General features: G+C 42.0%; 20 protein-coding genes. 18 read left to right on the top strand and 2 right to left on the bottom strand.

The features are described from left to right. The first annotated feature begins 137 nt into the window (after positions 1-137). From DXB92_RS08425 to DXB92_RS08385, 10 genes are all read left to right on the top strand, one after another. On the top strand, positions 138-377 hold the full coding sequence (locus DXB92_RS08425) for a hypothetical protein (protein ID WP_117733528.1): 240 nt from the start codon (positions 138-140) through the stop codon (positions 375-377). 145 nt (positions 378-522) lie between these two features. Next, a complete protein-coding gene (locus DXB92_RS13690; protein ID WP_181976989.1) occupies positions 523-684 on the top strand; it encodes a hypothetical protein in 162 nt (53 codons plus the stop codon). Between the two features lie 726 nt (positions 685-1,410). Further along, on the top strand, positions 1,411-1,557 hold the full coding sequence (locus tag DXB92_RS13975) for a hypothetical protein (protein WP_187118440.1): 147 nt from the start codon (positions 1,411-1,413) through the stop codon (positions 1,555-1,557). A 116-nt stretch (positions 1,558-1,673) separates the two neighbouring features. Beyond that, a complete protein-coding gene (locus DXB92_RS08415; RefSeq protein WP_341473035.1) occupies positions 1,674-4,472 on the top strand; it encodes a DNA methyltransferase in 2,799 nt (932 codons plus the stop codon). A 329-nt stretch (positions 4,473-4,801) separates the two neighbouring features. Next, a complete protein-coding gene (locus tag DXB92_RS08410) occupies positions 4,802-5,890 on the top strand; it encodes an amidoligase family protein (RefSeq protein ID WP_117733527.1) in 1,089 nt (362 codons plus the stop codon). A gap of 1 nt (position 5,891) precedes the next feature. Further along, positions 5,892-6,857, top strand: a complete 966-nt coding sequence (locus DXB92_RS08405; RefSeq protein ID WP_117733526.1) for a class II glutamine amidotransferase — start codon at positions 5,892-5,894, stop codon at positions 6,855-6,857. 268 nt (positions 6,858-7,125) lie between these two features. Continuing rightward, positions 7,126-7,647, top strand: coding sequence for a DUF1643 domain-containing protein (locus DXB92_RS08400; RefSeq protein WP_117733525.1), 522 nt, complete (start codon positions 7,126-7,128; stop codon positions 7,645-7,647). Next, the gene (locus DXB92_RS08395) at positions 7,644-7,937 is read left to right on the top strand and encodes a hypothetical protein (RefSeq protein ID WP_117733524.1); all 294 of its coding nucleotides are present in this window, start codon (positions 7,644-7,646) and stop codon (positions 7,935-7,937) included. Before DXB92_RS08400 ends, DXB92_RS08395 begins: the two co-directional genes overlap by 4 nt. Further along, positions 7,931-9,505 carry a recombinase family protein gene (locus DXB92_RS08390; RefSeq protein ID WP_242986630.1) on the top strand — a complete coding sequence of 525 codons (1,575 nt, stop codon included), beginning with the start codon at positions 7,931-7,933 and terminating at the stop codon, positions 9,503-9,505. The genes DXB92_RS08395 and DXB92_RS08390 overlap by 7 nt, the downstream gene beginning before the upstream one ends. Continuing rightward, the gene (locus DXB92_RS08385; protein ID WP_117733523.1) at positions 9,475-9,765 is read left to right on the top strand and encodes a DUF960 domain-containing protein; all 291 of its coding nucleotides are present in this window, start codon (positions 9,475-9,477) and stop codon (positions 9,763-9,765) included. Before DXB92_RS08390 ends, DXB92_RS08385 begins: the two co-directional genes overlap by 31 nt. 178 nt (positions 9,766-9,943) lie before the next feature. On the opposite strand, the gene DXB92_RS08380 is transcribed toward DXB92_RS08385, so the two are convergent. Both DXB92_RS08380 and DXB92_RS08375 read right to left on the bottom strand, forming a co-directional pair. Beyond that, complete coding sequence (locus DXB92_RS08380) at positions 9,944-10,675, bottom strand: hypothetical protein (RefSeq protein WP_117733522.1); 732 nt, start codon at positions 10,673-10,675, stop codon at positions 9,944-9,946. Continuing rightward, complete coding sequence (locus DXB92_RS08375; RefSeq protein WP_187118442.1) at positions 10,672-11,103, bottom strand: hypothetical protein; 432 nt, start codon at positions 11,101-11,103, stop codon at positions 10,672-10,674. The genes DXB92_RS08380 and DXB92_RS08375 overlap by 4 nt, the downstream gene beginning before the upstream one ends. Between DXB92_RS08375 and DXB92_RS08370 the strand changes: the two genes are divergently transcribed. The 8 genes from DXB92_RS08370 to DXB92_RS08335 all read left to right on the top strand — a co-directional run bounded on the left by DXB92_RS08370 (position 11,041) and on the right by DXB92_RS08335 (position 18,826). Next, complete coding sequence (locus DXB92_RS08370) at positions 11,041-12,213, top strand: recombinase family protein (protein ID WP_117733520.1); 1,173 nt, start codon at positions 11,041-11,043, stop codon at positions 12,211-12,213. The genes DXB92_RS08375 and DXB92_RS08370 overlap by 63 nt on opposite strands. After that, the gene (locus tag DXB92_RS08365; RefSeq protein WP_117733519.1) at positions 12,210-12,530 is read left to right on the top strand and encodes a hypothetical protein; all 321 of its coding nucleotides are present in this window, start codon (positions 12,210-12,212) and stop codon (positions 12,528-12,530) included. The genes DXB92_RS08370 and DXB92_RS08365 overlap by 4 nt, the downstream gene beginning before the upstream one ends. A gap of 14 nt (positions 12,531-12,544) precedes the next feature. Further along, entirely contained in the window at positions 12,545-12,817 is a 273-nt protein-coding gene (locus tag DXB92_RS08360; protein ID WP_117733518.1) for a hypothetical protein, read from the top strand. Between the two features lie 155 nt (positions 12,818-12,972). Beyond that, positions 12,973-14,538 (top strand): AAA family ATPase, encoded by a 1,566-nt coding sequence (locus tag DXB92_RS08355; RefSeq protein ID WP_117733517.1) that lies wholly within the window; start codon positions 12,973-12,975, stop codon positions 14,536-14,538. Between the two features lie 139 nt (positions 14,539-14,677). Continuing rightward, a complete protein-coding gene (locus DXB92_RS08350) occupies positions 14,678-16,366 on the top strand; it encodes a cation diffusion facilitator family transporter (protein ID WP_117733516.1) in 1,689 nt (562 codons plus the stop codon). Positions 16,367-16,384: 18 nt separating this feature from the next. Next, complete coding sequence (locus DXB92_RS08345) at positions 16,385-16,714, top strand: hypothetical protein (RefSeq protein ID WP_117733515.1); 330 nt, start codon at positions 16,385-16,387, stop codon at positions 16,712-16,714. A gap of 4 nt (positions 16,715-16,718) precedes the next feature. Next, positions 16,719-17,693 (top strand): hypothetical protein, encoded by a 975-nt coding sequence (locus tag DXB92_RS08340; protein WP_117733514.1) that lies wholly within the window; start codon positions 16,719-16,721, stop codon positions 17,691-17,693. Continuing rightward, on the top strand, positions 17,693-18,826 hold the full coding sequence (locus tag DXB92_RS08335) for an AAA family ATPase (protein ID WP_117733513.1): 1,134 nt from the start codon (positions 17,693-17,695) through the stop codon (positions 18,824-18,826). Before DXB92_RS08340 ends, DXB92_RS08335 begins: the two co-directional genes overlap by 1 nt. The last annotated feature ends 278 nt before the right edge of the window (positions 18,827-19,104 follow it).

The raw sequence follows: 19,104 nt of genomic DNA, 5'->3' as shown, positions 1-19,104 counted from the left end.
AGCAACTGGATTCATGGGAAATATACGGCAGGAAGAATGGTGGTTGGATAAATCGTTTATATCTGTTTGAACACTTGAAATTTTGCCGGGATTATGGTATGATAAAGACATAAATAACATAAGAGGTGGAACTGGTCATGCCAGAAAATGCAACGACAAATAAAAGCAATCATGTGACATTGATTTTGCGAGAATTAAGTGCCGATGAAAAGATGGAATATATCACTGAAATGCGTGAAAAATCTCTTCATGATGAGGCAACAGCAATAAATACTGCTAAAGAAAGAGGCAGAAAGGCAATAGAAGCCGAGATAGCAGAAAAATTGCGTGAAAGTGGTATGACAGAAGAGCAGATTAACTCCATTCTAAAGTCATGATTATCATTTCATCAACTGAGCAGAACTCTGCAAATATTCTAGTTTGATTAAAACAAACATTGCGAGCAGCAGCTTCTCCTGCTGCTCAATTTTATAATCTATTTCAAATGAAAAAATATAAAGTCTTGAAGGAGTGGTGGAGTAAATGAAGATTAATCCAGTTGTTACAAACCGAATACAAACAAGACATACATCTTTTCAAGTAGATCTTCATCTCGAAAACAACATCACTTTTTTAGGCGGCGATTCTGGAACCGGAAGGTCAACCATGTTTTCTTTTTTTGAAGGAACTATCTGCGGAAGATAAACGTATAAAGTGCTTCAATTATTTAGATCAGAATAAATTATATAAGAGTTCCATAAAACGATCCAAAGGAAAGCTGTTTGTCATTGACAACGCTGATATCCTTTTAGATGATGCGATGCGGAGTTACATCGCTCTTGACGGAAACAACCAATATATCATTATAGGAAGAAATCCTACTGGATTGCTTTTAAACATAGATGAAGTCTACGAACTACAGAACGAGAATGTCGATGGTATAACGTTGTTTACCTTAAAAAAGAGTTTTTAATCTAGTCAGAAAGTCTATACAGAATAAATTTTTTGAAAAAGAAGCATGGTTACTCTAGTGATTGTGCGATTCGAAAAATACTCTGCTGCTTGACATTCCTCGGACGACATGCTATAATATAAAGGATAAAAATCGAACGAAAGTGGAGTATGAAGAATTCATCTACAACAATTTTTTAAAGATCTTGATAACGAAAAACCACGCATCTGCGTGGTGTCGCACTTCCGAAATCTTGAAAATACGCAAAAAAAGATGGTCACGCATCGCCTCCACCACATAAAAACACGTAATCGGAAAGGTTACGAAAACCACGTAATCACGTTATATAGCGTGGTTACGTGGTTTTTCTTTTACAAATTTTGCCTGATTTTTCGGGAGTTCAAAGCGGATTTGATCGTGACCTGGTTAAAGTGCGTAGCATTTTTGGGGTACCCCTCTCTTGCGGGAAAAATGGGAAAATGGGAAAAATGAGTGCGCTTTTTTCGAGAAATAGGCACATTGTACAAAATGCAGAAAAAGAATTTGTGCAATATGATTTGCTTTCCGAAAAAGTCGGTACAAGAATAATCAGCCTAAATGCGGCGACAATCAAAAGAACTTCATAAGCAAAAGCAACAGCAGACGTCTACAGAATCAGTGTTAGGCATCTGCTGTTTTGCGATTTACATTTCTAAAAAGGACTTGAAAATATTAGTGAAATATGCTAAAATAAATATAGTTTATGCGAAAGAAAGGCACAACAATGAATATTACAGAAAAACAGCAGAAGAAAGCTGCAAAGGAATTTGCGGAGTACTGGAAAGATAAAGGTTACGAAAAGGGGCAGTCACAGAAGTTTTGGATTGACTTGCTGCAAAATGTCTACGGAGTCGAAAACGCTACGCACTTCATCAGCTTTGAAGATCAGGTACATATTGATAAAAGCACTGGTTTCATTGATGGCTATATCGAGAGTACAAAGGTGATGATCGAGCAGAAGAGCCTTGGCAAAGATTTACGCAAAGCAATCAAGCAGTCGGATGGTACGTTTTTGAATCCGTTTCAGCAGGCAAAACGATACATCGTTGAACTGCCTGTGGACAAGCACCCTCGTTGGGTCATCACCTGCAACTTCTCGGAGTTCCTGATCTATGACATGAACAAGCCGAATGGCGAACCGGAACAGATCCTCTTGAAGGATTTGCCGAAAGAATACTATCGCTTACAGTTTCTTGTGGACACAGGCAACGAGAATCTGAAAAAAGAGATGGAGATTTCTCTCAAAGCCGGCGATTTGGTAGGCAAGCTGTACGATGCGATTCTGAAACAGTACAAGAATCCGGAGTCTGAGGAAACGCTGAAAAGCTTGAATATGCTTTGCGTTCGGCTGGTGTTCTGTCTGTACGCAGAAGATGCAGGGATTTTTGGACAGCATGAAATGTTCGGAGATTATCTCAAGCAGTTCTCTCCGAAAGATGCACGAAAAGCACTAATAGAATTGTTTCAGGTGTTGGACACAAAGCCGGAGAATCGTGACCCTTACATGGAAGACGATCTTGCTGCATTCCCCTACGTCAACGGCGGACTGTTTGCAGACGAGAACATTGAGATTCCTCGTTTTACGGAAGAAATCGTGGATTTGCTGGTCAATAAGGCAAGTGCTGGATTCGACTGGTCGGAGATCTCACCAACCATTTTTGGTGCAGTGTTTGAATCGACTTTGAATCCGGAAACACGCCGCAGCGGCGGAATGCACTACACCAGTCTTGAAAACATCCACAAGGTTATCGATCCGCTTTTCCTCGATGAATTAAAGGCAGAACTGGAAGAAATCAAGGCTTTGAAGGTGGCAAAAACCAGAGCACAGAGATTGCAGGAATATCGAAAAAAGCTGTCCCAGCTTACGTTTTTGGATCCTGCGGCAGGCAGCGGAAACTTCCTGACAGAAACCTACATTTCTCTCCGTCGTTTGGAAAATGATGCACTATACGAGGAGCACCGTGGTCAAATGATGCTGGGCGGCGAGGGCGAATATAACCCGATTCAGGTTTCCATTGGACAGTTTTACGGCATCGAGATCAATGATTTTGCAGTGACAGTTGCAAAAACAGCCCTGTGGATCGCAGAAAGCCAGATGATGCAGGAAACAGAAAAGCTAATGCAGATCAATCTGAATTTCCTGCCGCTGAAATCCTATGCAAATATCGTGGAGGGCAATGCTCTGCGAATTGACTGGGAAAGCGTTGTGCCGAAAGAAAAGCTGAATTATATCATGGGAAATCCGCCGTTTGTGGGTGCAAGATTGATGAATACCGTACAAAAGGATGATGTTTTATCGATATTTGATGGTGTTAAAAATAATGGAAATCTGGATTATGTTTCCTGCTGGTATAAAAAAGCAGCGGATATGATGACAGGAACAGAAATTAGAACGGCTCTTGTTTCTACGAATTCCATTACTCAGGGAGAACAAGTTGCAATCCTTTGGAAAAACCTGTTTGAGCATGGGGTTCATATTGATTTTGCATATCGTACTTTCCGTTGGGATAGTGAAGCAAGTTTGAAAGCTCATGTGCATTGTGTTATTGTTGGATTTAGCAAAGCATCAAATCAAAAACCAAAGCGAATTTTTGATGGTGGCTCTGTAAAGATTGCGAAAAATATAAATGGTTATCTTATTGAATCAGATAATATTGTTATTGAAAGTAGAACTAATCCTATATGTAAAGTAAATACAATTAGAATGGGCAATCAGCCTATTGACGATGGAAATTATATCTTCACAGAAGAAGAAATGGCAGAATTCATTAGAATAGAGCCTAAATCAAAACCGTATTTTCATCTTTTCTATGGGTCGAGAGAATTTATTAACCGTATTCCTCGATACTGCTTATGGCTTGGAGATTGTTCGCCAAAAGAACTGCATTCTATGCCAGAATGTATGAAAAGAATTGAAAATGTCCGTCAATTTCGCTTATCAAGTAAAAGAGCAAGCACGCTTAGACTCGCTGATACACCAACAAGATTTCAAACTGAAAATATGCCCACCACAAATTACATTGTAATTCCAGAAGTATCCTCACAGAATCGTCGATATGTGCCAATGGGCTTTATGACACCGGATATTATGTGCAGCAATAAAGTGAGACTTATACCTAATGCGACTTTATATCATTTCGGTGTCCTGACATCTAATGTTCATATGGCGTGGATGAGAACAGTGTGTGGAAGATTGAAAAGCGACTATGATTATTCTATCAAAATTGTCTACAACAACTTCCCCTGGTGCAATCCAACACCCGAACAAAAAGCAAAAATCGAGAAAACCGCTCAGGCAATCCTGGACGCAAGAGCACTTTACCCTGACTGTTCCCTTGCCGATCTCTACGATGAAACCACCATGCCGCCGGAACTCCGCAAGGCACATCAGGCAAACGATTTCGCCGTGATGGCTGCCTACGGCTTTGACCGGAAAATCACAGAGAGCGAGTGCGTGGCGGAGTTGATGAAACGGTATCAGGAGTTGGTGGAGAAAGCTTGATCTGTGCACGCATCAGCACTGACGTGCAGTCCGATTGCATCGAGCAATGTCCCTGTTCCTCATCCAAGATTCGTCACAGAGCCACTCTCTAACGAGAGAAATCAAAAATAAAATCTCATCCATATATATTTAAATTTATATAAATATTATATAATATATATAATATAATATATATAGTCATGAGATTATCAAAAAAATCAACTCCAATTTCTACGGAGAAAGCAAAGAAGTCTTTCCCGTATCAACCTCCAACCTCAAATATATATTATAATTCCGGTAAGGTAAATCTTTCAGCCTTACCGGAATTTTTGTTTTTGGAGGAACTTGAAATGGAAGAAGTAAGAATTTGTGACTACTGCGGAAGAGTGCTTGCAGAGGAAGAAGGCACACCGGTAGACGATGAACTGCTCTGCGACGATTGTGTCGAGGAACACTGCGTCACCTGCGACCACTGCGGCGAAACCATCTGGGAGCAAAACAGCGTTTCCGATGAAGACACCTGCCTTTGTCAGGACTGCTTCGATGCCCACTACTACCGCTGCGAATCCTGCGGGCAGATCGTTCCGGAAAGCATCGTCTGCTGGCACAGCGACCTGCCCTACTGCGAAAGATGCTTCGACGAGTTTGAGGACGAGATCGAAGAGTACGGTTACAAGCCCACACCCATTTTCTACGGTCAGGGAAAGCGATACTTCGGCGTAGAACTGGAAGTGGATGAAGGCGGAAAAGATAATGACAATGCTGCAACTCTCAAAATCATCGCCAATGTGCATGAGGAAAACATTTACATCAAGTCGGACGGCAGCTTGGAAGACGGTTTTGAGATCGTTTCCCACCCCATGACCTTAGAGTATCACACAGAATCCATGAACTGGAAAGCACTCCTTCGGGAGGCAGTTTCCATGGGATATCGTTCCCATCAGACATCAACTTGCGGTCTGCACGTTCACGTCAACCGCAATGCCTTTGGCGACAATCAGACAGAACAGGAAGATGTCATCAGCCGGATCCTGTTCTTTGTGGAAAAGCACTGGAATGAACTCTTTACGTTCAGTCGCAGAAGCAGCTACAATATGAGTCGCTGGAGTGCAAGATTCGGCTTTGAGAAAACCGGCAAGCAAATCCTGGAGAAAGCCAAAAGCGGCTGCAACGGCAGATACGTTGTGGTCAATCTCAATAACTACCACACCATTGAGTTTCGATTGTTCCGGGGCACCCTCAAATACAACACTTTCATCGCCACACTGCAGATGGTCAACCACATCTGTGATGCGGCGATTTCTTTGTCTGAGGAAGGGATCGATGCCATGAGCTGGTCGGAATTTGTAAGCTCCATTCGGGAACCGGAACTGATCCAGTATCTGAAGGAAAGAAGACTGTACGTCAATGAAATGGTAACAGAAAGCGAGGAGATGTAAGATGTGTGCAGTGTTTGGATTTTTAGACTACAAGGGTAAGACCAGTAATGCCGTTTTGAAAAAGCTGATACACTACCTCTCAGTCGCTGCGGAAGTCCGTGGCACAGACGCAACAGGCATCGCCTACGTCCGGGACGGCAGCATCATCACCTACAAAAAGCCGAAACCGGCACACAAGGTCAAGCTGTTCTTCCCTAGAGGGGCACGATCGGTCATCGGGCACACCCGGTTCACGACGCAGGGCAGCGAGAAGCGGAACTGCAACAACCACCCGTTCGAGGGACACTGCGGCAAAGAGGCGTTTGCCCTCGCCCACAACGGCGTGCTGTACAACGACAGGGAGCTTCGCCGGGAACAGCAGCTCCCACCGACACCAATCGAAACCGACAGCTACATCGCTGTGCAGCTTCTGGAACAGGGGCAGCAGCTGGACACGGAAAACATCAAACGCATGGCAGAGCTTGTGGAGGGCAGTTTTGTCTTTACAATCCTCAGAAATGACAATACGCTGTTTCTGGTGAAGGGCAATAACCCGCTGACTTTGTATCATTTTCCGGCACTGGGATTGTACGTTTACGCCAGCACAAAGAGCATTTTGGATAACGCTCTGCAAAAAGTCCACATAGCAGAAAAAGCTTGTGAGGCTGAAACAGCTGAAGGTGAAATCTTGGAGATCACTCCGAACGGAAAGCTCAACAGAAGTGATTTTGAAATGCAGGACTACATCCACACCATATTCAACCCGTACAATTGGAATTACCTGAACTATGCAAAATGGTGGGAAGCGGACGAACGGGAAGAATTGATGCTGGAATACTGCGGTACATTTGGCATTTCGGAAGAAGAAGTAGAATTGTTGCTGGAAGTCGGCTATGATCCGGACGAGATCGAAGAACTGCTCATGGATACAGCGGCAATGGAGGAAGCAATTAGCGAGGCAAAAACACTGTTACAGTGTGAAGCATAAATCAAAACGAAAAATTGGAGGAATTTGACATGAAGGAATTTATCGCAGGACTGGTACTGACACTGGTGATCGGCGGCATTGGAATTGCCATTGAAATGCAGGAGCGGGAGGAGGTGAAGTATATCAATGCCGATTGCGATTGAAATGTTTCTGGCAGGAGTTGCCTGCGGCGTAGAACTGCTGGCACTGGTCAAGAAGAGTAAGTAAAAATTCTGTTCGTGGGAGGCTTGGCATGACGCTGAGCCTCTTTTTTTAGAAGGAGGAAGAAATGCTGGAAGAAACAACAACGATTAGAAGCAAAGCGATTTTCTCAGATGACAAAGAGCATCGCTTGCTTCTGCGGAAAGAATGGAATAACGAAAAGCCGTCTGCAATGGTCATTATGATCAATCCCAACACAGCGGATACGGTCAACTTTGATATGACCACGATGCTGGTTCTGAATAACGTCAGCAAGCTCGGTTTTGGCAGCGTCAATATCGTGAACCTGTACAGCAGAATCATGGAAAAGCTCGATCTTCGTTTCAACGGCGATGATGAACTGATTGCTGATGAAGCAGATGAGATCATACAGCAGTACGCTGCAATGAGTGATGCCATTATCATTGCCTGGGGCACGATCGGAAAGAATACTTTGCGTGTCAGAGAACGGCAGAAATACCTGCTGGAATTGATAAAGCAGCATGCCGGCAAGATGTACCAGATCGGAAGAAATGCCTGCCATCCGCTCACGCCGGCAGTCAGAAGAGAATGGACGTTAGAACCTTATGAAATGGAGGAGGCAGAATGATAAAAGTAACAAATCTCAAAGAAATTGATCAGATTCAGCCTTTGATGCTCAAAGCATACATTGCAAAGAAAATGACTGCAATGATGCAGGAATACCAAGTTGAAAACATGGATGACATCGGCTGTTTTGTCGTACTGGAATCGGAAGAATTTACAGACTTTCCAATTGGTGAAGTGGAGTTTGTAGAAATACTTTTCCTGGAAGAAAGCATGTTTCTGCACGGCGTTAAAATCATTGATGAAAGCTATGGTGAGGACATCTATCTGCCTGTTGAGGTGATAACATGCTGAGTATACCAAAGGTTGCACAGTACGCCAGATTTAGTTCGGATAATCAACGAAGTGAATCCATCGATGCACAGATACGAGCCATGAATCAGTTCTGCAAGCAAAATCACTGGCAGGTGGTTTCCACCTATACCGACGAGGCAAGATCAGCAACAACAGATAACCGACCGCAGTTTCAGCAGATGATCGCAGACAGCGGTAAAGGACTGTTTGACATTGTACTGGTGCATAAATTGGACAGATTTAGTCGTGACAGATACGACAGTGCTATCTACAAGAAGAAACTAAAGAAGAACCATGTCAAGCTTTGCAGTGTGCTGGAACGCATGGACGATTCTCCGGAAAGCATTATGATGGAAGCCGTTCTGGAGGGCATGTCCGAGTACTACAGCAAGAACCTGGCACGGGAAGTCATGAAAGGGATGAATGAGACAGCCCTGCAATGCAAACACACCGGCGGCTGTCCACCGCTGGGCTATGATTTAGACGAAAACCGGCATCTGGTCATCAATGAACAGGAAGCACAAGCGGTAAGAATCATCTTTCAGATGTTTGCAGACGGTCACGGATACACAACTATCATTGATTACTTGAATGCCCATGGATACAAGACAAAACGTGGGAAGATGTTCGGGAAAAACAGTTTGTACGAAATACTCAGCAATGAGAAGTACACTGGTGTTTTTGTGTTTAATAAGGCGGCTGCAAAAACAGACGGCAAGCGGAATAATCACGCTCAAAAAGACAGCTATATCCGCATTGAAGGCGGCTGTCCTGCGATCATCGGGAAAAAGCTGTTTGCACAGGTGCAGCGGATCAAGGCGAAGAACAAGCGAAACACAGGACGCTATCACAGCAAGGAGTTTTACCTGCTGACTGGGAAACTGGTCTGCGATGTCTGCGGCAAGCGGATGATCGGAAATCTGCGATTCAGCGGCAGGAGTAAGACACGGCTTGCAACCTACAGATGCAATACCCATCGGGCAATGTGCAATAACAAGGAGCTGAATAAGGACTATCTGGATGCCTACATTGCTGTGCTGATCGGCGAGAGATTGAAGCCGAAAAATTTGAGAAAAGCCGTTTCTAAGGTGAATCAGCAGGTGCAGAAATTCAACAGCAGCTATGACAAATATCATACAGATGTTTTGCAGCAGTACAATGAAGTGCAGGATAGCCTTGCTAACATCACAAGAGCAATCGAAAAGGGCATCTTCACAGATGACTTGCTCCAGCGAGCAGAGCAGCTGGAAAACGAGAAAGCAAAACTGGAAACCAGACTGCACGAACTAAAGCTGCTAGAGCCTATCGTCTATGAAGATGTGGCGTACCTGTACACGCAATGGCGGGAATTGAAGCGAAATACCGAAGAGTTCCGCACGTTCATTCAGCAGTTCGTGAAAGCGATTCATGTGCGACCCTATGATTTTGACATTGTGCTGGATATGGGATTTGGCGTAGTGGAGTTGACAGAACCTATTACCATGCGACGAGGCGAACTGTACGAAATGTTTGATTCCAAAGTAAAGGAGCAGAAAAGATGTTTGAAAAATCAAAAGGCAGATACCTGACACGAGGCGTAGATGCGGAGATACCGATTGCACTGCAAGTGATGATGTGGCAGGCTGTCGATCAGATGCCCGAACCGAAAGACTACCTGCAGGTGTTTCGGCTCAGCGAGGAGAACGGTTTGCAGATCGTGCATCATACCTCAGAGCAGCCACAGTTTGAGATGACGTACATTGTGGAGGCGAAAAAGCCGGTCGCAGCAAAAGTGTACATCATCGATGATGGTGAGCACTGCACCATGCTGTTGGCGGAAGAGTACTAACGAACCAATACAAGCGAACCAATACAAGCGACTAATACGAGTAATCCAACAAAAAAATCCAAGCCATACGCATGACTTGGATTTTTTTTTACTGCCCGACGAACCGCAGCACAAGCGAAAAGCGAATCCGCTGAGGCGTGCGGTGCTGCACCGGGATAAAAGGATTACCCGCATTTTTTTACTGCAGTTCTTCCTCTGGTGAGAAAAATGGGAAAACGAGAAATTTCTGCTCCTTTACAAACGCTCTGCCCTCCGGTGTGTCCTTGACAAAGAAGAGAAGCGTATCACATAATGGATTGATGTTGTTGATGTGCTTATCGATCCTGCCGTTTTGATTCAGGTAAATCGCTTTGTTGTACTGCGGGATCACTGCTAAGATCACATCGGCATTTCTTTTTTTGATTTTTTGACACAGTTTGCGGAGCATGTTGATTCTGCTCCAGGTCAGGGACTTCTGTTTTTCCTTGCTTTCGATCCTCGCCAGCGTGTCCAGTGCTTCCACCGCAGGAAGCTTTGCAATACAGGTGATGACCGGACCGCCATACGTTGTCAGCGTATAGTGGCTGGAGAGAAGCACATCCATGTCCTCTTTCTCTGCATCGATCTCATAAGTTTCTATGATCCGGCTTGCCACAGCAGCAGTCAGCCGTTCTTTCTCCTGATACAATCCGTACGCTGAAAGATGGTCGATCAGCATTTTCCGCATCCGGCTGTACTTGGGAAATGCTACATTGCGATACAGGATCGACTGGGAAGCATCGTGCTGAATGTCATCATAAATGGCATCCATTGTAAAGACAGAAAGGTCTTCCTTCCGGACAACCATATGTTCATAGAAATACACAGCCATCGCTTCCAGAACGTCTTCTTCCTCATACCTGGGTTTTGGTCCTCTTTTTTTGCCGCTCATACAGACTGCTCCTCTTCGATGGAATGGAAATGGGAGTGTATCCGATTTTTCGATTCCTCATTTTTACATAATATCACAAGGGTGTCCACGTCAAAGGAGAGAAAGAGGATGTCCTGCGGAAACTTTTCCTTTAGCTTGCGGGAGAGATAGTAAAAGTGTGCGTTTTTCTTGTCGGTCGTGCTGCTGATCTTGCTTCGCAGCCGAACAAACAGCCAGGATGCGTTGGACACCATGGAAAGTGCCGTTCCCTCTGCCAGAAGCTCCAGTGACATCTTGTCATACTTTCCGACAAAGGCGTACAAATACGGCTGGATCTTCTTCTTTCCGCTCTCAACGCCCAGCTCTTCCCGCATTTTGCGAATGAAGTGACGCTGTTCCGGCACTTTCTTTCCACGCTCTGTATACCATTTCTGAAAAAGCTGATACAACTGCGGAAAGGTTTCCGGAACATTTTTGCTGTCTCTGATCTGTACAGTCCTGAAAGATTTCCACCCATCGGCTATACGGTCAATGAGGCTGGACTCTATGAGATCGATCCTCTGACAGCACCGATCGTTCGTGACATCTATATCCTTTACAGCAGCGGCATGGGTTACAGCTACATCAAAAAACATCTGAAAGAAAAGGGATACAAGACCACCGGCGGCAACGACTTTTCAGACACCGCCATCCACACCATCCTGACGAACCAGAAGTACAAGGGCACTTACACCTACGACCGCACAGCTGCCAAGGACAGCGACGGACACCGAAACTCCCACAAGATCAAGCCGGATCCCATAGAGATCCCGGACGGGATGCCGGCGGTCATCGAGCCGGCACTCTTCGACAAAGTCCAGGAGAAGCTGGCACAGAACCGCCGGCGGACAGCCAGCAGGACCGGCAAGAACTACTACGCCCTCAACGGCTTCACACGCTGTCCGAAGTGCGGCAAGCCGTTCTCCGGCAACGTCAACCACAGCAACGGGCACAGGTACCTGCAGTACCGAAGGAGCTGTGACTGCGGCATCCCCAGCGTGCGGGCAGACCAGCTGGCACCGTTTGTGTTTCACGCGGTGAAGAACTGTCTCTTTCAGCCAGCCAACCAGCCAAAGATCATCGAGGCAGTCAACCAGAAGCTTTCTCTCCGAAAACTGATGCAGAGCGGAGAGACCAACACCATACAAAATCGGATCAACGGACTGGAAAAGGCAAACGCCAATCTGATGGCATACCTGGAACAGGGACGTGCTACCGAAACCATCCTGCGTTCCGTTGAGAAAAACGAACAGGAACTCCAGCAGCTGAAACAGCAGCTGGATGCTTTGGACAATCCGATCTCTGCGGTGGATGATGCAACATACCGGGAGATCGTTCAAAAATTTACAAACTACATGTGTACTGAAAAATCGCCGGAGGCAGTTGCACTGAAAGAGGCTGTGCTCCGGGACATTCAGATCGGCAAAGAAACTATCACCGTGAACTTTCAGAACGGTGTTACCATAGATGAAGAAACAAAAGCATATTTCGACGACAACAGAAAGGAACGGGCATCATGACATATCAATTTGAAGCTCCCATTGCGTGTACCGAAGCACTGGTGACCGCAGTAGAGGAACGAAACGACTTTGGACAATACACGCTGACGATTCTGGGAATTGACCAGAATGGCTGTTACACCAACAAGGGAACCGTGACGATCAACGAAGAAGAACTGCAGCCACTTCTGCAGGAGAAAGAACTTTCCTTCCCGAAAGGCATCATCGGGCAGAGAGTCAAGGTCATCTCTCATGAGAAGCTGCGGCAGGAACAGGCGAAAGCAGCACTTTTCCAGAAGATCGCAGAAGACGGCGAAGAAATCAACGTGGAATTTTGAAAGGGGCTATTTTTATGAAGCAGATTTTCGTACTTACTTACAATTACACCAACAAGAAGTTAGCACAGATGGCAATTGCTTGTGTCATCCGATGCAGAAGCACCCATGGAAAGCAGCTGCGTGTCCGGGACATCATTGAAATGAACCGTCCAGGGCTATACCAGCAGCTGTCTCGTGGAGATAAGTGCAGAGTGGGCAGAGCCGTCAGCAAGCTGTACAATCAGGGAATGCTGCCGCATCTGACCAGAGGAAAGAAGAAGGATTCAACCAATACGTACTTCTGCTAAGTAGCAGAAAGAACATGTCACAATGAGAAAGCTCCGGATCGTCCTAAGTGGCGGGAAAATTCGGAGCTTTTTGTGTGTGAAAAAGTTGCTTTTTCCCCTCTGCTGTGGTATAATAAAGGTAAAGAAACTGAAAACACAGCAAGGAGGGAAATGCAATGGGTGTTTACTTGAATCCGGGAAATGTCGATTTCCAAGAGGTGCTGAATTCCAAGATCTATGTGGATAAGTCAGAATTGATTCAGTATACAAACAGTGTTTTACGGACTACACAAAAATATATCTGCGTCAGCCGTCCACGTCGATTCGGAAAGTCTATGGCGGCGAATATGCTGACGGCTTACTACAGCCGTGGCTGTGATTCCAGAGAAATGTTTCAAGAGTTGAAAATTGCAAAGCATACAGACTTTGAAAAACACTTGAACCAATACAATGTCATCCACTTAAATATGCGGGATTACTTGACGGAATCGGAAAATATGAAACAGCTGATTCAATTTGTTGAGGAAGATTTGCTGGATGAACTGCAGCAGGAATTTGCAGATCTCAGAATGCCACGGCGAAGAACTCTGGTCAAGGTACTGGAACAGGCTTTTGCACAGTACAAAATTCCGTTTGTCTTTATCATCGATGAATGGGACTGCATTTTTCGAGTGCATAAAAGCGATGCCGCATCGCAGAAAACTTATCTGGACTTTTTACGCAACCTGTTAAAGGACAAGAGTTACATTGCCCTTGCCTACATGACGGGAATTTTACCCATCAAAAAATACGGAGAGCACTCTGCCATCAATGCTTTTTACGAATACTCCATGACAGATGCCTCTCCCATTGAAGAGTTTACCGGCTTTACAGAACAGGAAGTCCGCCAACTGTGTGAGCAATACCAGATGCCGTTTTCGGAGACAAAGAAGTGGTACGACGGTTACTGTGTAGACGGTGTTTCAATCTACAATCCAAAGTCTGTGGTAGAAGCTATGCTGCGTGGAAAATTCAGCAACTACTGGACACAAACAGAAACCTATGAAGCTTTGAAAATCTATATTCAATCCAATGAATTTGGCGTGCAGGATGTCATTTTGAAGCTACTTGCAGGAGAAAAAGAAAAGATTGATACGACTACCTTTAGCAATGACATGGTGACGTTTGCAACAAAGGATGACGTTCTTACATTGCTGGTGCATTTGGGTTATTTGACATACAATGCAGAAACAAAAGAAATATGGATTCCAAATGATGAAGTAATGGAACAGTTTATCAGCACTGTAAAAGTAATGGGCTGGGGAAATATTGTAGTAGCTTTGGAGACTTCGGAAAGGTTGCTGCAAGCCACCCTTTCCAGTGATGAAGAAACGGTTGCAGAACTGATCGAACAGGCACATCAGGCAAACGCATCGATCTTGAAATACAATGATGAAAACGCCCTGTCCTGCGTGATCTCTCTGGCATACTACTCTGCCCAGAAGAATTATACCCTACACCGGGAAATGCCGGCTGGAAAAGGCTTTGCAGATATTGTGTTTGAGCCGAATCGAAACTGCGATTTGCCTGCTCTGATCGTTGAGCTAAAATGGGGACATTCCGCAGAAGAGGCAGTGGAACAGATCAAACAAAAGGACTATCTGGATTGCTTGAAGAATTACAGCGGTGAAGTTCTTTTGGTTGGCGTGAATTACGATAAGGAAAAGCGGCATACTTGCCGGATTGAACGGGTGAAGGTGTGAAACGTCTGTGCTTTAGATGAAGTATTAAGAAAGCAACGAATAAATTCGATGCTCTTAAAGATGACAATTTATATGGAATGCTAAATATGCGATTTTGTACACCGAATGGAAGAAGCACAGTTATCACGGAGGAAATTTAATGAATGAGAATAATAAAATGAACGCTATGCTTGATAAATCAACGGATGAATTTATAGATTTCGATAAGCTTGAGGCACAACTTGAGGATGAATTAGAAGACCAGATGTCTGACCTTCAATTTTTGGAAAGTGAAAGAGAACAGATAGGAAATCCAGATTCACTTGGAAAAACGATCAAAAATGTTGTCTGGGAACAATTTTTAAATCAGGTCGCTGTTACTGCAGGAGAAGATTTTATTAAAGAGAACAATGGGCTTACTTTGGATTTAAGTGCTGATGCACATATACAAACTACAGAGAATTTTAAAAACGGCAAAATAGCAACGCATAATACTGAAATAAACTATCAGCAAAGATATAACGAATGGCAGGATAATTTTGCAAAAGATGAAAACGGAAACATTGTTACACATAAAACCAGATCAGGAAAAGAAGAACCAACTTTGATTAAAGGTGCTAGAAAGCCATTTGATGAATCTAGACCTAAAGGATCAGCTAGAAATCATACTGATATGGATCATACGATTTCTGCTGCTGAAATAATTAGAGATCCAGAAGCTAATGCTCATCTGACAAAAAAAGAACAAATTGATTTTGCAAATAGCGAAAAAAATCTGTTTGAAATGGATTCAAGTCTCAATCGCTCTAAGAGCGATAAATCGACAACAGATTGGTTGGACACGCCAAATGCAAATGGTCAAAAACCGAAAGAAATCTTTGATATTAGTGATGAAGACGATAAAAAAATGCGTCAAAAAGACGAAGAAGCAAGAGAAGCATATGAACAGGAAAAGGCAGAAGGAGAAAGAAGATCTATTGAAGCTGGAAACAAATCCAGAAAGAAAGAAGCATTTAGAATCGGTGGCAAAGCGTTGCGAGCAGTTGTCATGCAGTTATTGGCTGAACTTGTAAAGGAAATCATAGGAAAACTCGTTAGTTGGCTGAAAGAAAAAAAGAAGAGCTTAGATTCTTTTATAGAAAACATAAAAATTGCGATAAAATCATTTGTTAGCAAGCTTAAAACTCATATGGTTAATGCTGCGAACACTCTTGTTACAACAATTGCTACAGCCATTATAGGACCTGTAGTAGAAATAATCAAAAAAGTCTGGATGATATTAAAACAAGGATGGAAATCACTCAAAGAAGCAATTGCTTTTTTTAAAAATCCGAAAAATCAAAATATGCCGATAAGTCTAAAAATACTGGAAGTTGGTAGAATCATAATGGCTGGCTTGAGTGCCATAGGTGCTCTTGCTTTAGGCGAAGTAATTGAGAATGTTTTATTGCCTATCCCCGTATTAGCGGTTGAGATACCTCTTATAGGAAGTTTAGCAAGTATAATAGGAATCTTTTTGGGAACTGTTGTGGCAGGATTAATTGGTGCAATTGTTATTAATCTTTTGGATAGAATAACGGCAAAAAAGCGAAGAGAGTTATCTATTGAAAATCAAGTAGATAAGGGAAACGAAATACTTAAAACACAAAAAGAACTTCATAATGTTGCTGTTATTAACACTGAAAAGACAAAAAAACAGGTGGTAGAAACAATAAGTAAAAGGCATGTTGAAGCAGGGAAAATTATAAAAGAATCAGTCTCCGAGATTTTTGATGAAAGTAAAGACAGAGAAAAAAGAAAAGTTGATTTTGATGAGATTGACGCTGCACTAGATGGATTGTTAGATTGATAAAGGAGGACATTATAAATGAAAAAATCGCTGATAATTATCTCAGTTTTTGGAGTCACTGCAGCAATTAGTGTAACAATATACTTGGCAAATCAAAAATTGCGGCACAATGATAATGCAAAAAAACAAAAATCGACAGAAAAAGAACCCGAAACATGCCTCATTAATCCTAATGAAGATCTACATGAAAAAAAAGTAGCTGCTGCAGCTACTATTTCACAAAGGCATAATATAGCAGCACAAATAATGGAAGATGCTTTAGTCGAAGAAGATGGTAAAATAAGTGAGCATAAAGTCGAATTTGATAAAATTGAGAAAGACTTGGATCAATTACTTGAAGGAGAATAATTTAATGGAAGAATTAGCAATACAAACACATGATTTTGAGAAAGCAAAAAATGAATTAAAAAGATTTTCTGAAGGAACTACTGCGGATTTGGATTTAAAAAAAGTTGATTCAGATAAAGGTGCAGGAGAATTTTTGGGAGATTTTTTCCTTGGGAGAGGCATTGGACTTAATCATACTGTTAAAGGATCAGAATTAAATGAATTAACAACAGACATTCAAAAGCACTTAATCGACATAAATAATACGCAAAGAAAATTTATTAATGAAATTGGTCAAGTCTATACTGCACTAGAAGCTTTAGATAACGATTATATTCAAGCTATTGTAATTGCTATAAAGTCTGCCCAAAAAGCGAATAAAGAAGTCAAATTGGCTCAATCTGATATTGAGAGAACAGTAGAAGAGCAAAAGAAGATTATTAAAGTGCTTCAGCAATTTAAAGGGAAATTGGATAAACTCAAACATATAGCAGATATTGATAAAATATGGGTTGAAGTAAAGAAATGTCAAGAAGAAGTTGCAACAGCTCAAAAATCGCTGATTGTATTAGAGAAGTTTAGAATTCGTGTAGACAAGAATAAACAGTTATCAAATATTGATAAGCTATGGAAAGATGTTCAAACGACAAACGAATTGATAAATACACTCAACAAACGTGTTAAGTTCCTCTTTGAAAAATTAGACGGAATAACTGAACAAGTAAATTCGAATCAGATGACCTTAGACGATATTTTAACTAAAATCAATGAAATTAATAGCATCAGTCATTTATCAGACATTGATTCTATGTATCAAGAGATGCGAACTCTTAATGAAAGCAAGTGTGCCTTAATTGAAAAAAATAACAGCTTATTAGATTATATAAATAATTTGGAAGATGGTTTCTCTAAAAAAATTTTAGTTGCTTATATTTTGGCGGGAGGCTCTATCGGACTAGCTGTTATTGAATTTATTTTGATAATGGTAGGGTTAATATAATGGATAAATACACGAAAGATTTATTAGACTGTTCTTCAAAATTGGATGCAATGATAGAAGAATGTGGTCAGATAACAAATTTGGCTAGATCAATTATAAGTGGGGATAACACGGATAGTACCATTCAATTGTTAGAAAAACTATTGGCTATTGCAAATGATAGGTCCCTAACAATTGAAGCCAAGAAAATGGCTGCAATATTAAAGGATAGTCTAGTTAGATATTACGGTCATTTCTATTTAATGGAGATATGTAATAATAAATCTGAACCAGTTGAAAAAGAAAAAACGCTCAAAGAATTATTAGATGAATTAAATTCACTAGTTGGACTTGACTCAGTCAAAGATAAGGTGAAAGATCTTATTGCATATCAAAAAGTACAGAAAATGCGAAGAGATAATAATCTACATAGTGTCAAAAACACACTACATTTAGCCTTCTTAGGAAACCCTGGGACAGGAAAAACTACAGTTGCTCGAATTGTTGGAAGAATATATAAGCAACTGGGTTTGTTATCCAAAGGTCATTTTGTTGAAGTTTCAAGGACAGATTTAATTGCTGGATATCAGGGTCAAACTGCATTAAAGGTAAAAAAGGTTATTGAGAAAGCCAAAGGTGGAACGCTATTTATTGATGAAGCATATAGTCTAACTGAGAATGACCATTCTGATTCATATGGTCGAGAGTGTTTAACAGAATTGACTAAGGCACTTGAAGATTATAGAGATGATCTTGCTGTAATTGTTGCGGGGTACACAGAGCCGATGCAAAAATTCTTTGAATCAAATCCTGGATTGAGATCAAGATTTAGCACATTCATAGAATTTGAAGATTACTCGGTTAGAGAACTGGAAGAAATTTTAGTTGATATGTGTGCAAAAAATGATTATGAATTGAGTGAAAGTGCAAAAAAGCTTTTGCACATATATCTTGAAAACAAGGTGAATTCAAAAGAGGAAAATTTTGCAAATGGCAGAATGATTAGAAATCTATATGAGGAATTAGTAATGAATCATGCGAGGAGAGTATTTAATATGGAAACTCCAAATATAGTAGATTTAAAAACAATTCTTGATGTAGATTTCAATCAACTTCCAAATCAGAATTTGAAAAATGCTGATCCGGCATCTTAAACAGTTTCGATAAAAAGCTAGAAGGTGATACTTTTTTAGCCTCATAAAGGACTTTAACAATAGGCACAGTCTGAAAATCAGGCTGTGTTTTCTTGTTCGGTGGAGGCGATGAGAATTGAACTCTTTTTCTTACCGTAACTAAGTTAAACCCATTAGCATCGCAACCAAGTTAAATCGATTAAGTGAAAAGAACGAAAAAACTACGCAGTTTCGGACTTTTCCCATGACCCACCGAAAAAAAGTCTGTAAAAACGCAGTCAACTATGGTAAAATATAAA

Origin of the sequence: Ruminococcus sp. OM06-36AC (assembly GCF_003438725.1) — a bacterium.
Classification (GTDB): domain Bacteria; phylum Bacillota; class Clostridia; order Oscillospirales; family Ruminococcaceae; genus Ruminococcus_C; species Ruminococcus_C callidus.
This window is presented reverse-complemented; position numbering and strand designations above follow the sequence as displayed.

Bases quoted from the DNA above. Each gene is read 5' to 3' on its own strand.
- DXB92_RS08425 (WP_117733528.1), top strand. From the start codon at position 138: ATGCCAGAAAATGCAACGACAAATAAAAGCAATCATGTGACATTGATT.
- DXB92_RS08360 (WP_117733518.1), top strand. From the start codon at position 12,545: ATGAAGCAGATTTTCGTACTTACTTACAATTACACCAACAAGAAGTTA.
- DXB92_RS08355 (WP_117733517.1), top strand. From the start codon at position 12,973: ATGGGTGTTTACTTGAATCCGGGAAATGTCGATTTCCAAGAGGTGCTG.
- DXB92_RS08345 (WP_117733515.1), top strand. From the start codon at position 16,385: ATGAAAAAATCGCTGATAATTATCTCAGTTTTTGGAGTCACTGCAGCA.
- DXB92_RS08410 (WP_117733527.1), top strand. From the start codon at position 4,802: ATGGAAGAAGTAAGAATTTGTGACTACTGCGGAAGAGTGCTTGCAGAG.
- DXB92_RS08340 (WP_117733514.1), top strand. From the start codon at position 16,719: ATGGAAGAATTAGCAATACAAACACATGATTTTGAGAAAGCAAAAAAT.
- DXB92_RS08380 (WP_117733522.1), bottom strand. From the start codon at position 10,675: ATGAGCGGCAAAAAAAGAGGACCAAAACCCAGGTATGAGGAAGAAGAC.
- DXB92_RS08405 (WP_117733526.1), top strand. From the start codon at position 5,892: ATGTGTGCAGTGTTTGGATTTTTAGACTACAAGGGTAAGACCAGTAAT.
- DXB92_RS08395 (WP_117733524.1), top strand. From the start codon at position 7,644: ATGATAAAAGTAACAAATCTCAAAGAAATTGATCAGATTCAGCCTTTG.
- DXB92_RS08415 (WP_341473035.1), top strand. From the start codon at position 1,674: ATGCGAAAGAAAGGCACAACAATGAATATTACAGAAAAACAGCAGAAG.
- DXB92_RS08365 (WP_117733519.1), top strand. From the start codon at position 12,210: ATGACATATCAATTTGAAGCTCCCATTGCGTGTACCGAAGCACTGGTG.
- DXB92_RS08350 (WP_117733516.1), top strand. From the start codon at position 14,678: ATGAATGAGAATAATAAAATGAACGCTATGCTTGATAAATCAACGGAT.
- DXB92_RS08390 (WP_242986630.1), top strand. From the start codon at position 7,931: ATGCTGAGTATACCAAAGGTTGCACAGTACGCCAGATTTAGTTCGGAT.
- DXB92_RS13975 (WP_187118440.1), top strand. From the start codon at position 1,411: ATGGGAAAAATGAGTGCGCTTTTTTCGAGAAATAGGCACATTGTACAA.
- DXB92_RS08335 (WP_117733513.1), top strand. From the start codon at position 17,693: ATGGATAAATACACGAAAGATTTATTAGACTGTTCTTCAAAATTGGAT.
- DXB92_RS08385 (WP_117733523.1), top strand. From the start codon at position 9,475: ATGTTTGAAAAATCAAAAGGCAGATACCTGACACGAGGCGTAGATGCG.
- DXB92_RS13690 (WP_181976989.1), top strand. From the start codon at position 523: ATGAAGATTAATCCAGTTGTTACAAACCGAATACAAACAAGACATACA.
- DXB92_RS08400 (WP_117733525.1), top strand. From the start codon at position 7,126: ATGCTGGAAGAAACAACAACGATTAGAAGCAAAGCGATTTTCTCAGAT.